Source organism: Phenylobacterium sp. (assembly GCF_030645195.1).
Classification (GTDB): domain Bacteria; phylum Pseudomonadota; class Alphaproteobacteria; order Caulobacterales; family Caulobacteraceae; genus Phenylobacterium.
Window position 1 is genome coordinate 26,788 of the sequence record NZ_JAUSLW010000204.1, and the last position, 13,674, is coordinate 40,461.

Annotated in this window: 11 protein-coding genes; 4 read left to right on the top strand and 7 right to left on the bottom strand. The window is 60.8% G+C overall.

What is annotated here, in order from left to right; all coding sequences use genetic code 11:
• The first annotated feature begins 109 nt into the window (after positions 1-109).
• From Q7T09_RS18625 to Q7T09_RS18635, 3 genes are read left to right on the top strand one after another with little or no spacing between them, the layout of a single operon-like run.
• Positions 110-802: a multiubiquitin domain-containing protein gene (locus Q7T09_RS18625; protein WP_304701698.1), complete on the top strand. Its 693-nt coding sequence runs from the start codon at positions 110-112 to the stop codon at positions 800-802.
• Between the two features lie 7 nt (positions 803-809).
• Positions 810-1,964, top strand: a complete 1,155-nt coding sequence (locus Q7T09_RS18630; protein ID WP_304701699.1) for a ThiF family adenylyltransferase — start codon at positions 810-812, stop codon at positions 1,962-1,964.
• Complete coding sequence (locus Q7T09_RS18635; protein ID WP_304701700.1) at positions 1,961-2,407, top strand: DUF6527 family protein; 447 nt, start codon at positions 1,961-1,963, stop codon at positions 2,405-2,407. Before Q7T09_RS18630 ends, Q7T09_RS18635 begins: the two co-directional genes overlap by 4 nt.
• A 228-nt stretch (positions 2,408-2,635) precedes the next feature.
• On the opposite strand, the gene Q7T09_RS18640 is transcribed toward Q7T09_RS18635, so the two are convergent.
• The 7 genes from Q7T09_RS18640 to Q7T09_RS18670 all read right to left on the bottom strand — a co-directional run bounded on the left by Q7T09_RS18640 (position 2,636) and on the right by Q7T09_RS18670 (position 11,831).
• Entirely contained in the window at positions 2,636-3,352 is a 717-nt protein-coding gene (locus Q7T09_RS18640; RefSeq protein WP_304701701.1) for a M48 family metallopeptidase, read from the bottom strand.
• Entirely contained in the window at positions 3,349-6,564 is a 3,216-nt protein-coding gene (locus Q7T09_RS18645; RefSeq protein WP_304701702.1) for a type I restriction endonuclease subunit R, read from the bottom strand. Before Q7T09_RS18645 ends, Q7T09_RS18640 begins: the two co-directional genes overlap by 4 nt.
• Positions 6,564-7,409 carry an HAD family hydrolase gene (locus tag Q7T09_RS18650; RefSeq protein WP_304701703.1) on the bottom strand — a complete coding sequence of 282 codons (846 nt, stop codon included), beginning with the start codon at positions 7,407-7,409 and terminating at the stop codon, positions 6,564-6,566. Before Q7T09_RS18650 ends, Q7T09_RS18645 begins: the two co-directional genes overlap by 1 nt.
• A complete protein-coding gene (locus Q7T09_RS18655; protein ID WP_304701704.1) occupies positions 7,402-8,718 on the bottom strand; it encodes a restriction endonuclease subunit S in 1,317 nt (438 codons plus the stop codon). Before Q7T09_RS18655 ends, Q7T09_RS18650 begins: the two co-directional genes overlap by 8 nt.
• Positions 8,711-10,228, bottom strand: a complete 1,518-nt coding sequence (locus Q7T09_RS18660) for a type I restriction-modification system subunit M (protein ID WP_304701705.1) — start codon at positions 10,226-10,228, stop codon at positions 8,711-8,713. The genes Q7T09_RS18655 and Q7T09_RS18660 overlap by 8 nt, the downstream gene beginning before the upstream one ends.
• On the bottom strand, positions 10,225-10,830 hold the full coding sequence (locus Q7T09_RS18665) for a restriction endonuclease subunit S (protein ID WP_304701706.1): 606 nt from the start codon (positions 10,828-10,830) through the stop codon (positions 10,225-10,227). The genes Q7T09_RS18660 and Q7T09_RS18665 overlap by 4 nt, the downstream gene beginning before the upstream one ends.
• 95 nt (positions 10,831-10,925) lie before the next feature.
• Entirely contained in the window at positions 10,926-11,831 is a 906-nt protein-coding gene (locus Q7T09_RS18670) for an ArdC family protein (protein WP_304701707.1), read from the bottom strand.
• A 329-nt stretch (positions 11,832-12,160) separates the two neighbouring features.
• Between Q7T09_RS18670 and Q7T09_RS18675 the strand changes: the two genes are divergently transcribed.
• Entirely contained in the window at positions 12,161-13,657 is a 1,497-nt protein-coding gene (locus Q7T09_RS18675; RefSeq protein WP_304701708.1) for a TM0106 family RecB-like putative nuclease, read from the top strand.
• Positions 13,658-13,674 lie beyond the last annotated feature (17 nt).

Consider the following 13,674-nt stretch of genomic DNA (forward strand, 5'->3'; position numbering starts at 1 on the left):
GCGTCGTAAAGACCAATCGAACGTCACGTTCATTCGGGCTTGACCCCAACGCGGCGTTCGATTAATCTATACATGCCGGATGATCGGCGACTTGGCAAGGAGATTTGGGATGCCCCTAGATGACGCCTCGCCGGAGATTTCCGGCAACGAACGCTACGCCTTCACCGTGAATGGGGTGCGCTACGCGACCAACGATCCCGTCAAAGAAGGCCGGGACCTGTTGCAGAAGGCGGGCTTCAACCCCGCCAGCGAACACGTGCTGATCGAACTGAAACACCCCGGTGCGACCTCGGTCGGACTGGATGAAGAAGTCGATCTCAGCCAACCCGGCCGCGAGGAGTTCCGCGCCTTCCGGTCCGACCGGACGTTCAACTTCACCATCGACGAGCGCGGCTACGAGTGGGGTGCGCCGACGATCACCGAGGATGAACTGCGCGCCATCTCCGACACGCCAGAGAACAAGGCGCTGATCTTGGAGCGTACGGATCAGCCGGATCATATGATCGAGCCGGGAACCTCGGTCGATCTGGATGGGAGCGGCACCGAGCACATCCGCACCGAGCAACGCGAATACGAAATCGTCGTGAATGCGCGGAAGGTCAAAGTGACCTCGCGGGACCTCACCTACGCCCAGGTGGTTGCGCTGGCTTTCAACCCGGTCCCGACGGGGCCGGACGTGATCTTCACGGTCACCTATCGCAAGGGGCCGCCGGCTAACCCCAAGGGAACCCTGCCCGAGGGTGGAACGGTCACCATCAAGAACGGGATGATCTTCGTTGTCACGCAGACCAATCGCTCGTAGCCCGGATTTGTCGCAGCTCCTCGCTGAGGGCTACGACATTTCCATCCAGGCCAACCACTTGGTGGTCAAACGCATCCCGTACGTGAATGCTGAAAGGCAGATCAAATACGGGATGCTTGTCACCGTATTGCGCCTGCAAAACGACGTCACTCTCCCGCCGGACGATCACACCATCTACTTCGTGGGCGAATATCCGTGCGACGCGAACGGCCAGCCCATCGAGGCCATTCGCAACGGCCCGGAGCGGACCAGCATCGGGAATCTCACTACGGACCATCGCTTTTCGGCCAAGCCCCAACCTTCCGGCAAATACGACGACTTCCACCATAAGATCGTGACCTACGCGGCGCTGTTGAGCGGGCCGGCGCAAACCATCGATCCTGGTGTGAAGCCAAACCCCGGCGGCTTTATCCCGGCCGAGGAAGACGACGACTCCGTCTTCCTGTATCTCGACACCGCCTCCCCGCGCGCCGAGATCACCGCCGTCACCGCCAAACTTGAGCGCAAGAAGGTCGTAATTGTCGGGCTTGGCGGCACGGGCTGCTATGTGCTGGATTTCGTCGCTAAGACCCCCGTCGAAGAGGTCCATCTCTACGATGACGACACCTTCGAACAGCACAACGCCTTCCGCGCGCCGGGTGCCGCCTCGGGTGACGAACTATCGGCCAACTCCACAAAGGTGGCGTATCTGGCCGGCATCTACTGCAAAATGCGGCGCGGGATTGTTGCCCATCCAGAGCGCGTAGGGGCATCCAACATCGAAGAACTGCGCGATGCGGATTTCGTCTTTCTCTGCATTGATGATGGGCCGTCTAAGGGCCTCATCATCGCTAAGTTGGAGGAGTTCGGCGTCAGCTTCGTTGACGCCGGCATGGGTCTCTTCCTGGAGGACGGCGCGCTGGGAGGCATTCTACGCACCACGACCAGCACGCCCACGATGCGTGACCATGTTCGCGACGGAAAGCGCATCTCCCTTTCCAAGGATGAGGGCGAGAACGAGTACGAACGGAACATCCAAGTGGCCGACCTAAACGCGCTCAACGCGATCATGGCGGTCATGAAGTGGAAGAAATTATGGGGCTTCTACATCGACCTCGAACGCGAACATCACAGCACCTACACCATTGATGGCAACGAGATGACCAACGAGGATTGCGAATGAGGGCAAACTTCGCCATCGAGCACGCGTTCGTGGACTTCATGCCTGATGTGCTGGAGGAGCGGACGCTCTACATCTCCATCGAATTCGCGACGGCCTCGCATCGCTGCTTCTGCGGCTGCGGCGCGGAAGTGGTTACGCCGATCAGCCCGGTGGGCTGGCAGCTAACCTTCGATGGTGAAACGGTCTCGCTCTCTCCCTCCGTCGGAAGCTGGAGTCTGCCCTGCCAGTCGCACTACTGGATTCGCCGCGACATGGTGGAGTGGGCGCCGGGGATGACGGCCGAGGAGATTGCCGGCGTCCGTCGTCGGGACGATTTCGACCGCGTGCGCCACTACGGTGCGTACGAAGCCCCCGCCAAAGTGGTCGAGCCCCCCAAGGTCGAAGTAACTCTCCCGTCGAAGCCCCGCGGGTTCTTCGCCTGGCTGGCTGACCTGTTCCGCTAAGCCGGGGGCTAGTTTTCTACCTTGGACGGTTCGTCCTACTGGAATCGTTCAAGCGCAAATGCGACCGCCGAAACGAGCTACGTCTCGGGATGAAATCCTTGCTCGTGCATTGCGCCAAGGGTGAGTTTGAACAGCCTAGGGAGCGGGGGTGGAGGTGGCCACCAGATGATCAAGGGATCGCCCTGCCAGAATTATGACTAACCCGAGCCGAGGAAAAGTGCAGCTCGGTCAGGACATCGCCATTTCAAGCCGCGCCTTCCGCCGCCGCCAGTCTGGTAGGACTTGATCCAACAGCGCAATAAATTTGGGCCCGTGATGAGCTTCGGCGATGTGGCAAAGCTCGTGGGTGATGACGTAGTCGATGGCGTCCGTAGGAGCCTCGATCAGCCGCGCATTCAGCAGGAGGCGTGACGCCTTGCTCATGGAACCCCAACGCTGATTGAGCGTGCGGAGGATGATCGCGGTCGGGCGAAATGCCTCGGGATCTGCGAAGCGCTGCAAATTATGTTCGAGGCGTTCGGCGAATTTCACCGCAGCACGTTCGCGGTACCAGCGCTCGACCAGCTCCTGGGTAGCCTCCGCGCATTGCGGGCGATGCGCCTGCACAACGAGATGGCCTCCCCGCAATTTCACACTGGCCTGGACGTGGGGCACCACCTTGAGTCGGTAGTGGCGGCCGAGGTAGCGAAATGTCTCACCCGCAATGAACTGGCGGTCGGGCGTCCGGGGCAGGAACTGCATGAAGTAGCGCTGTTGCCGCCGTATCCACGCGGCGCGCCTTCTGACCTTGCCCTCAATCGCACCTAGCGTCGCGTCGAGCGGCGCGGTCACACTGACGGTTGCGTCCGGCTCAACGGCAATTTCCAAGGTTTTGCGGTCACGGCGAAACAAGCTGACGTCGATCTCATGCTCGCCGTACTGGACGATGAGATGTTCGACGCTCATCCCGGAAACCTCGCCCGCGCGAGGCTCATGATCCTGGCCTCCAGCTCGTCGAGTGCATCGACCGGCACCTCGATCCCCATTTCATCGCGGAGCACGTCGAAGAAGTAGTCGTCGATGGCGTTGTGCATGTTGTTCTGCGCCACGTCGTTCGACCAGACATCAACAATGTGGTGCTGTTGGATGATCTCGATCACGGCCAGGGCGATGGCGGCGGTCTGATCCGCGCCGACCACCTCGCCGTCTGCCGTCACCAACTTGCCCGCAAGAAGGCCGTAGAAAGCCTGGCCGTCTTCGTTGGCCTCCACGGCGGCAGGCACGGATTGTCCGCGTTCCTTGCGGGCCACCTTGCTGGCCAGGTCGATGATGCTCTGCAGGTAGTCGCGCTCCGACAGGCGCTTTTGCCGATAGTCCCTGATGGTCTCCTCAAGCAGTTCGGAAAACTGCTTATAGAAGCTCGGGTCCTCTTCCATTTTCTCGGTGATGACCCGCCGTGTCGCGCTGGCGATCCGATCCGCCTTCGACGCGTCTGACACGCCTGTCTCATCGACCACGGCCTTCAGCGCATCGGCGTCATTGATGTTGACGAGGGCGATGATGGTTTCAGCGGGCAACGCGACGACATGGTCGTCGAGGAGCTTTTGGATTTTTGGCTCGAACTCCTTCAGGTCCACCGTCTCCTGGTAGCGGAGTTGAACGGACCGCTTCAGCTCGGAGAACCGTTTCCAGTCACGCTTCATGCCGTCGATACGATCCTCGTCGAACACGTCGAGGAGCTTGTCGGAAGACATGGAAATGTGAAGGCATCGGCTGAACGCGCGCAGGCGTTCATAGAAGTCCTGCCGGATGGCTTCGTCGGACAGGAACTGCTCGAACTGCTCCATGTCCTTCTTGTTCTTGATGGGCTTGAACAGATCCCAAAGCTGCTCATGGAGCTGCGGCAGCTTCTTGATCTCCTCGCGCACGTCATGGACGGTGCCGGCAAGATCTGAGGACTCGTATCCCTCGAAAGCGCTGTAGGCGGTGAGCGCCTTGTCCAGCTCACCGAGGAGGCCTTCATAGTCGATGATGAAGCCGAACTGCTTTTCCGCGCCGTCGCCTTCGTAGAGACGATTCACCCGCGCGATCGCTTGCAGCAAATTGTGCTCGCGTAGGGGTTTGCAGACATAGAGCACGGTGTTGCGCGGCGCGTCGAAGCCAGTCAGCAGTTTGGAAACAACGATGAGAATTTCCGGGTCACCAGAGCCTTTGAAGGCATCGATGATCTGACGGTTGTACTCGTCCTCGGTCTTATAGATGACCATCATCCGGTCCCAGAAAACGCGGACCAGATCCTTCGAGTCCTTATCGACCTCCTCGTTGCCCTCGTTGTCGTCGGGAGGCGAAATGACGATAGCGCTGGTGACGTGCCCGATCTCGTCGAGCACTTCTTTGAAGCGGACAGCGGCAGCTTTCGACGGGGCCACCAACTGAGCCTTGAACCCCGTCCCCTGCCAGTGCTGGCGGAAATGTTCGGAGATGTCGAAGGCCTTGGCACGGATCGCCTGGCCGGTTTTGCCGAGGGCGTCCATGCGTGAGAATTTGCGCTTGAGGTCGGCCTTCTGTTTGTCGGTCAGCCCCTCGCTGATCTTCTCGAACCAGCGGTCGATGACATTGCCGGTGATCTGCTGTTCGACCAGGCGGCCTTCATAGAGCAGCGGGACGACCGCCCCATCCGCCACCGCTTCGTCGATGGCGTATTTGTGGATCAGGCCGCCGAAGGTGGACAGGGTGTTCTTGTCCTTCTTGAGCAGCGGGGTGCCGGTGAAGCCAAGATAGCAGGCCTTCGGCAGGAGGCGGCGCATCTTGGTGGCGAACTGGCTGTGCCCGCCATAGCGCCCGGTCTGGGTGCGGTGGCTTTCGTCCACCAGCACGAAGATGTTGGCGTCGTTCTCGCCAATCTCATTGCCGCGCAGAGCCGTGTCGAACTTGTTGATGATGGTGGTGATGAGCGGCGCTTTGTTGCGGACCAGCTCGATCAGATCGGCACCGCTGGTCGCCCTTCGGGGCTCCATCTCGCAGGATTTGAAAGTGCCCTTGATCTGTTTGTCGAGGTCATCACGGTCGGTGACGATGATGATCCGGGGATTGGAGATGCCCTTATCAAGGGCTAGCGAGCGCCCGAGCATCACCATGGTCAGCGACTTGCCGGACCCCTGGGTGTGCCAGATGACCCCGCCTTTGCGGATGCCGTTCATATCGAACTGACGCACGCGCTCCACCGCTTTGCGGATACCGAAGAACTGCTGGTGACGCGCGATCTTGCGCACGCCGCCGTCGAACACGGTGAAGCGACGCACCAGATCGAGCATGCGCTCGGGGCGGCAAAGCGCGAAGGTGGTCCGATCCTGCGGACTGACGGCGCGCTCGCCCTCGGCCTGCATGGCCTCGAAATAGGTCCGCGCACCGGCGAAATCTCCGGAGAAGATGGCGTCCTTATCGGCGGCCGTCAGAGTGTGGTTGGCTGCCGCGAAGATCGCCGCGTCGGAATCTTCCTCGTCTCGCCATGTCTGCCAGAACTTCTGCGGCGTCCCGACCGTGGCATAGCGGGCTTCGACGCGGTTCATGGTCAAGAGTAGCTGGGCGAAGTGGAATAGCTGCGGGATGTTGTCTTCGTTCTGATAGCCGACGAGCTGGCTCCCCGCCTTTTTGAGGCTCTCGGTCGGGCGCTTGTTCTCGATGATGAGGAACGGGATGCCATTGACGAACCCGACGATGTCGCAGCGCTTGGTCTGCGTGGTGCCGGTTCGCTCCACCGCATATTCAGCGGTGACATGGAACACGTTGTTCTCAGGGTGCTCCCAGTCGATGAAGCGGAAGGAATAGCTCTTGGAGTCACCGTCGATGGTCTTGGTGATCGTGGTCCCGAGCACCAGCGTGTCATAAACATCCTGGTTGGTGCCCTTGAGGCCCTTCATCCGATCCGGAGTGGGCTTCAGCCGACGCATCGCCTCGTGGGCGTCGGACAGATCAAACCCATATTCGCGGCCCTTGTAGGTGAACCTGTTGATGCGCATCAGGCTGTCGGCAAGCACATCGTCGAGCACGACATTGCGCAGGCGACCACCGCGCAACGCCAAGGCATCAGCCTGCGCCAGCGGCTTGAAGCCAAGCGCGACGAGTAGCTGAAGCGCCGGAATCTGGGATTGGGATAACTCTGCGGCGTCGAAGCTCATCAGCTCGCCTCATCGAACATGGACGATAAGGCAGCGCGCGCGGCGACCACGTCGATTGCCGCTTTGATGATGCGGTCGAGGTCTCCGTCTTCGGAGTAGTTGGCGGGCGCAGCGCAGTGCACGCGGTCGTCGGCGATGTATTTTTCGGCCTTGCTCTTGGCCCCCTTGGTGTGGGGCTTGAAGACCGCGACCGACAGGCCGCCCTGTTCCTTGACCAGGCGGAAGCATGGAATGTCCGTCGAGCCATCGCCGATGAACACCATGTTCTCGAAGGGAACCGGGCGGGCCTTCTTCTCGACGAACTGGTTGACCTTGGCGTTGTCGCTCAGGTCGTGCGCACCTTTGTTGATGCGGAAGAGGTACTGCGTCTTGGTGGTGTAGTTCACCGCCAGCGCGGGCCAGGCGGCCACGCCGTTTTCATCGAACATGAATTTCGACGCATAGATTTGCGAAAACTTCGAGGCGATGGGCGTGCCGGCGAAGATCTCCGCATTGCCCGACGACACCAGCACATGCTCGATGCGGACACCCTTGGACTTGCCGTAGGCGGTGATGCGGTCGAACCAGCCATCCACCCCCTCGAACAGGGCGATGGTCTGCCCGCGCGCCTTGAAGTCCTCTCGCCGCACGGGAACGCCGGCGGCCGCGGCCCTCCTAAGCATGAGGTTCATGTAGACGAGCACCTCGTCGGCCTGGTGCTCCTTGGTCAGGCGCTTGACCTCTTCCCAGAAGGCCTTGGGCTTCATGCCGATGTCCGGCAGGAACTGGTGTTCCTGCATGTTGCCGTCGGCGAGCGTGCCATCGAAGTCGTACGCAATGGCCATCGGGATATGCTTCTTAGCCATGCGTACCTCCGTCGAGTTTCACCCGCCATTCGCCCGTCAGCAGCTTCTGCATCAGGCCGCGCTTTTGGCGCGTCAGGGTTCTGATTTCTGCGCTCAGGCCAGCAATATCGGCGCTCGCGGTCTGCAGGACCTCCACGATAGCCCTCTGCTCGGGAAGCGGGGGCAACGGGATTGGTAATTGCGAAAACTCGCTCCACCGCAGACTGCCCCGGCGATCAACAGAGGCGCTCGTGCTGACCTCAAAGATGTGCCGATAGAGGCTAGTCTTTAGGACCGCGTATGCGTAGCGAGGGTCCACTTTGTCTGGCGCAAATCGGAACACTGTGTAAATCGGGCTGACAACGCCCACGTCAACCACGTCCTGAAGGCCAATTGAGCCCTCCTCGACGTGATTGCTCGGAAAACCAAAATCATTCCGCCAGATGCGCTTGTAGTTAGCAAGACTTGTACTGAACACTTGCTTCTTAAAGTACTCTAGAGATCTCACGAAGCCGGCGTACTTTGAGCAAGAAAGGACCTCCGCCGCTTCGGCGTCGCCATGTCGTTCGGACACCTCGACTGCGACTTTGCCGATGGCCTTGCAAGACCAGTCTGCGGGAAGGGTGAACCAGCGGTGGGAAACCGCTTGATCGGTTTGCCGGAATCCACTGAGCCGGAGCGACCCGAAGACCAGCGCTCGGGTCAATGCTCTCTGCCTGCTCTGTTTTATGTTGCGTAGCGCCTCCAGCTTTTCGAGGGCCTCGTCCCAGCTCCGCAGGATCGCGGCAATCTTGCGCTGCTCCAGTTGGGATTTCGGAACGGCGATCAGAAAATCCCGAACAGCGTGAATCGAAAACTCAAGCCGCGTCGAGCCAACTATCTTGCTTTCGATACGTCGTTGCGTGTGGTCGGCATCAAGTTGGAATGCAAGAAACTCAGAGTCGATGTCCGGCTTGGGGCGAATTCGCGCTATCTCGCGAGCGATATTCCCTTCAAAGCCGTCCGGAACGACTCCGACTTCACCGATCGTCCCTTTGACTGAAATGAGAACGTCGCCGCCCTTCACTCGACTTGCGGCGTATGGCGCTTCGATCTCGGAGGATGCATGGTGAAGCGGTACCTTGCCAATCCGTCGAACGTGCTTGATCGGGACAATAGGAACGCCTCCCGGCGTGTCTGGTCCGATCTGCACAACTCCGTATCGGATCGGCGCGGTCGGATCAGATACTTCGTCAAGCCTGACGACGTCCCAGTTCGACGGCACGGCTCCAATCTTTGTGGCCTTATAGCCACCGCTGAGCGACACATGGCCTTCGTCTGAATTAAGCATCGACGCCAAGCTCCTTGAGGTAGCCTGCCATCTTGGCGCGCACATCCGCGAGTTCCGCGTTGATGCGATGGATGTCCTTTTGCAGGGCCGCGACGTCGATCTCGTCCTCCGCCTCAAGCGTGTCCACGTAGCGGGGGATGTTCAGATTGAAATCGTTCTCAGCGATCTCTTCCGGGCTGGCGCGGTGAGAGTATTTCTCGATCTCCGCCCTTGACCGATAGGTCTCCAGCACCTTGGCGATATGAGCATCGTCCATGACGTTCTGCGTCTTGCCGGGATTGAATTCCTTGCTGGCATCAATGAAGAGAACGTCCTTTCGGGCCTCGTTCACACCGCCTTGTTCGCGTGATCGGTCGAAGATGAGAATCGCGACTGGAATGCCGGTGGTGGTGAAGAGGTTGGCCGGAAGGCCAACCACGGCGTCGAGCAGGTTTTCCTCGATCAGGGCCTGACGAATTTTGCCTTCCGCACCGCCCCGGAACAGCACGCCGTGCGGAACGATCACCGCGACGCGTCCGCTCTGCCGCTTGGCGATCTCGATCATGTGGGTGATGAAGCCGTAGTCGGCCTTCGACTTCGGCGGAATGCCGCGCCAATAGCGGTTGTAGGGATCGGTCCCCGCGTCTTCCGCGCCCCACTTGTCGAGACTGAAGGGCGGATTGGCGACAACCACGTCGAAGCGCATCAAGTGGTCGCCCTCGACCAGCGCGGGACTGTTGAGGGTGTCGCACCACTCGATACGGGCGGCGTCCTTGGAGTGCAGGAACATGTTCATGCGAGCCAGCGCCCAGGTCGCGCCGTTCACTTCCTGGCCGTAAAGGGCGAAGTTGTCGGACCCGACTTCCTGCGCAGCGCGGATCAGAAGCGAGCCTGAGCCGCAGGCCGGATCACAGATCGTGTCGCCCGGCTTCGGGGACGCGAGTTTGGCCAGCAGGCCGGACACCGCGCCCGGCGTATAGAACTCGCCCGCCTTCTTGCCGGCGTCGGAGGCGAAGCGCGAGATCAGGTAGATGTAGCACTCGCCGATGATGTCCTCGGTGACGCGCGACGGGCGAAGATCCAGCGCCGGTTTCGCGAAATCTTCGAGCATGTTCTTGAGGCGACGATTGCGGTCCTTCACGCGGCCGAGATTGGCCTCGGAATTAAAATCGATGTTGCGGAAGACCCCTTCGAGTTTGGCCCGGTTCGTGTCTTCGATGCGCTCCAGGGCGATATTGATCAGTTCACCGACGTTGGGCTCGTTCCGCTTTTCGTAGAGGTCATAGAAGCTGGCTCCCTCCGGTAGCACGAACCGCTCGCGCTCAAGCCGGCGACGGATGCGGGCGTCGTCACCACCGAACTGCTTGCGATACTCTTCGACGTGGTCGTTCCAGAGGTCGGAGATGTATTTCAGGAACAGCATCACCAGGATGTAGTCCTTGTACTGACCGGCATCGACGACGCCACGGAACGTGTCGCATGCGGCCCAGGCGGTTTGATTCACTTGGGTTTGAGTGAGCGTGTCGGTCACGGCTTGCTCCTTTCTGAGGGGCGGCGTTCGCTGGCGCGTTTGGCGGCGTCGGCGAGCGCGAGGGTGGTGAGGGAAAGGCTTTTTTCCGCGAGGCTGGCGGCAAGGGCCGCTTCACGGCGGGCGAGATTTGCGGCGGCGACGATGCGGCGCTGCGTCGCGAGATCGGGAACGTCGATGCGCAGGTCGTCGAGCGCCGATTTGGGGACCATACGAATGCTCGACCCCTGCGCGGACGCATCGAGGTTTCGTTGGTTGGCGGGAAGATTGATCGACCACGCCAAGAACTGCGGCGCGATCATCGACGGGTTCGGCCGCAAGATGATCAACGGCAGGATCGCGACCGCCTGTTCATTCATCGACTCGTCGATGGCGGTGGCGGTGGTGCGCTCTCCACGAGAGCGAAAGACCACATCTCCGCTGCCCACCATGTAGCGCTCCGACAGTTCGGGAAGCTGGACACGCGAGAGCGTCTGAAAGCCGATATCCCCGTCTGCGGAGATGTCACGCAACTGAAGCGCCAGGACGCCGCCCTCGCTCGCCGGTTCGAGCCGGGAGCGTGCGGTGTAGCCCATCTGGAGGGCGCAAAGGCTGGATAGCTTCATGCGATAATTCTCTGTAGTGTGCGTACAGCATCTGCCACTCGATCAAACATGTCAAGTAGCAAAACGCTGTAGTCGCTCTACAGCGAATTTTGCCGCTAGCCCGTGGCGGTCTGAAGGTGGCTGTCAGCGGGGCTGTGGCGGAGAAACTCCACCGCCTTCGACGCCGCGCTGGCGGCTGCGAAGATGGCCTTCTTGTCGGCTTTGAGCACCGACAGCCAGGATGCGAGGTACTGGGCGTGATCGACTCGCGGCTCCAGCGCAATGCCTAGCTCGGCGCAGAGGAAGGCGGCCCCAAGCTCCGCCACCAACTCCTCCATGGCGTAGGCGTCATCGCCGAAGCGCTTGCCGAGGGTGCGGTTGCAGCGGGGCTCCGGCGAGGTCCAATGGGTCAGCTCATGCAGCAGGGTGGAGTAGTAAGCCTCCTGGGCGGTGCTGGTCGCGGTGCCAACGAACGCCGTGCGGTCGGGAAGCTGGATGCTGTCGGTCGAGGGGCGATAGTAGGCCCGACTTCCTCCGTGAGCGATGGCGGCCCCGGTCGCCCGGATGAAGGCCTCGGCCGCGTCAATCGGCTCGATGTCGGGCCGGTTGCTGGTTGGCTCCGCACTGAAGCCTTCGACTTGCTCGGCAGCGAAGACCGGGGTGGCTCGGGCGAACAGTCGGGTTTCGGCTTCGGAGTCGGCCCCATCCTCGGCGCGGGCGAATTCGAGTTCCTTATAGAAGACAACGTAGGAGGATTTCTCGCCCTTGCGGACCTGAGCGCCTGCTTCGGACCATTGGCGGTAGGTGCCCCAGACGCCGGAGCTGAAGCCGCAGGCTTGGGAGGCCGCCCAGAGGGCCACGATGTTCACCCCTCGATAGGCCTTCTTGGAGGCGATGTTGGTCGGGCGGGACACCATGCCGCCCTGATGCCAGGGGAGCTGGAAGTCGCCAGCGCCATTTTCGATGGAGGTGATGATCTGGTTGGTGATGTGCTGATGGATGTCGAACCGGTCTTTCGTCATGGCCTTGCCCCTGTGTGGGAGGCCGCGTGATTGCGACCTCATGGGGCGGCTCTGGCCGGACGGGGTAGGCTTGGGCTCAAACGCCCTTGGCCGGTGGGCCGGGGCGGAGCTGCACGAACGGAATGTCAGTGGAGTGCGGAAGCGAGCCGCGTTGAGGCTAAGCCGCGTTCGGCCACAAAGCCCCATGAAGTGAGGTCGCGATGACGTGCCTTACCGGGGCAAGGGGCGACCATGGCGGTGACGGTGACCATCAACATGATCATCATCTCCTTTCAGCACAGGTAGATTCGAAATATAGAGCAGAAATGACGCCAACGATTACAGCATCTATGCTCTACAGCCTCGTCCAATGCCCAAAGCGTGTGGAGCTAGACCTTTTCGGTGATCCGGCAGTCAGGGACGAAGTGAGTCCGTTCGTCGAGATGCTGTGGCAGCGCGGCACACTTTATGAGTCTCAGGTGATGCAAGGCGGCGGCCTCGTGGCACTCGACCTGTCGCATGCCAAAGGCGACGAAAAAGAGCGTCTCACGCTGGAGGCGATGCAGCGCGGAGAGCCACTAATTTACAGTGGTCGCATCTGCGACGGCGACCTTCTGGGCGTGCCGGATCTCCTGCGGAGGCAGGGCAATGGCTACGTCCCCATCGACATTAAATCAGGCCGCGGCAAAGAGGGCGGTGGCGGTGATGATGGTGAAGATGATGAGGGCGACGGCAATGCCGGCAAGCCGAAGCTGCACTACGCCGTCCAGCTCGCGCTTTATGTGGATGTCTTGGAGCGGCTCGGCTTTTCCGCCGGGCGGCGCGGAATCATCCTGGATGTGCATGCCCGCGAAGTTCTGTACGACTTGGCCTCGGCACGCGGACCAAAGGTCCCCTTGTCGCTCTGGCAGGAATACCAAGCAGTTCTCGCGAACGCTCGCGAGATCGTCGCACGTAGCCAAACGCCCAGGGGTGCGTTGGCGAGTTCCTGCAAACTTTGTCACTGGTATTCGAGCTGCACGAAGGAGCTGCGGGCTGGGGATGATCTGACGCTGATCCCGCGCCTCGGCCGCAAGATTCGGGACGCGATGGCGCCGACATTTCCGACGGTGGCGGCGTTGGCCGCGACCGATCCGGAAGGCTGGATCACCAAGAATAAGACGCAGTTCAAAGGCGTCGGCGAGAAGAGTCTGATGGTGTTCCACGCGCGGGCGGTCCTGCTGACTGAGCCGATGGCCAAGCCCTACCTCAAGGCTCCGATCACTCTGCCCCGCTCCGATGTGGAATTGTTCTTCGACATCGAGGTCGATCCGCTGCGCGATTTCACCTACCTGCACGGCATCGTCGAGCGACGCGGCGGCGACAGCGCCGACGAGCGGTTCGTCGCCTTCTTCGCCGACGACGAAACGGCCGATGCGGAACGCGATGCGTTCGCCAAATCGGTCGCCTATCTCAACAGCGAGCCAGCAGCGACGATCTGGTACTATTCGAAATACGAGCGGACGCTCTACCGGAAACTTCAGGCACGGTACCCGGACGTTTGTTCGGCGCAGGACATCGAAACATTGTTCGATCCCAAGCGAGCCATCGACCTCTACAACGACGTGGTGACAAAGGCGACGGAGTGGCCAACGCACGACCATTCGATCAAGACGCTGGCGAAGTATCTCGGCTTTGCATGGCGAGATTCGAACCCGTCCGGGGCCGCTTCCATCGAATGGTTTGACCGTTGGGTGCGGGAGCGCGACCCGGCGGTTAAGGCCCGAATCCTCGACTACAATGAGGACGACTGCAAAGCGACTCGAGTGCTGCTCGATGGTATTCGCGCGTTGACGATTGAAGGCTAGGGCTCGAAGCCGCCGCG

Coding starts and splice junctions, on each gene's coding strand:
- Q7T09_RS18655 (WP_304701704.1), bottom strand. CDS start 8,718: ATGCTTAATTCAGACGAAGGCCATGTGTCGCTCAGCGGTGGCTATAAG.
- Q7T09_RS18640 (WP_304701701.1), bottom strand. CDS start 3,352: ATGAGCGTCGAACATCTCATCGTCCAGTACGGCGAGCATGAGATCGAC.
- Q7T09_RS18625 (WP_304701698.1), top strand. CDS start 110: ATGCCCCTAGATGACGCCTCGCCGGAGATTTCCGGCAACGAACGCTAC.
- Q7T09_RS18635 (WP_304701700.1), top strand. CDS start 1,961: ATGAGGGCAAACTTCGCCATCGAGCACGCGTTCGTGGACTTCATGCCT.
- Q7T09_RS18645 (WP_304701702.1), bottom strand. CDS start 6,564: ATGAGCTTCGACGCCGCAGAGTTATCCCAATCCCAGATTCCGGCGCTT.
- Q7T09_RS18650 (WP_304701703.1), bottom strand. CDS start 7,409: ATGGCTAAGAAGCATATCCCGATGGCCATTGCGTACGACTTCGATGGC.
- Q7T09_RS18675 (WP_304701708.1), top strand. CDS start 12,161: ATGCTCTACAGCCTCGTCCAATGCCCAAAGCGTGTGGAGCTAGACCTT.
- Q7T09_RS18665 (WP_304701706.1), bottom strand. CDS start 10,830: ATGAAGCTATCCAGCCTTTGCGCCCTCCAGATGGGCTACACCGCACGC.
- Q7T09_RS18670 (WP_304701707.1), bottom strand. CDS start 11,831: ATGACGAAAGACCGGTTCGACATCCATCAGCACATCACCAACCAGATC.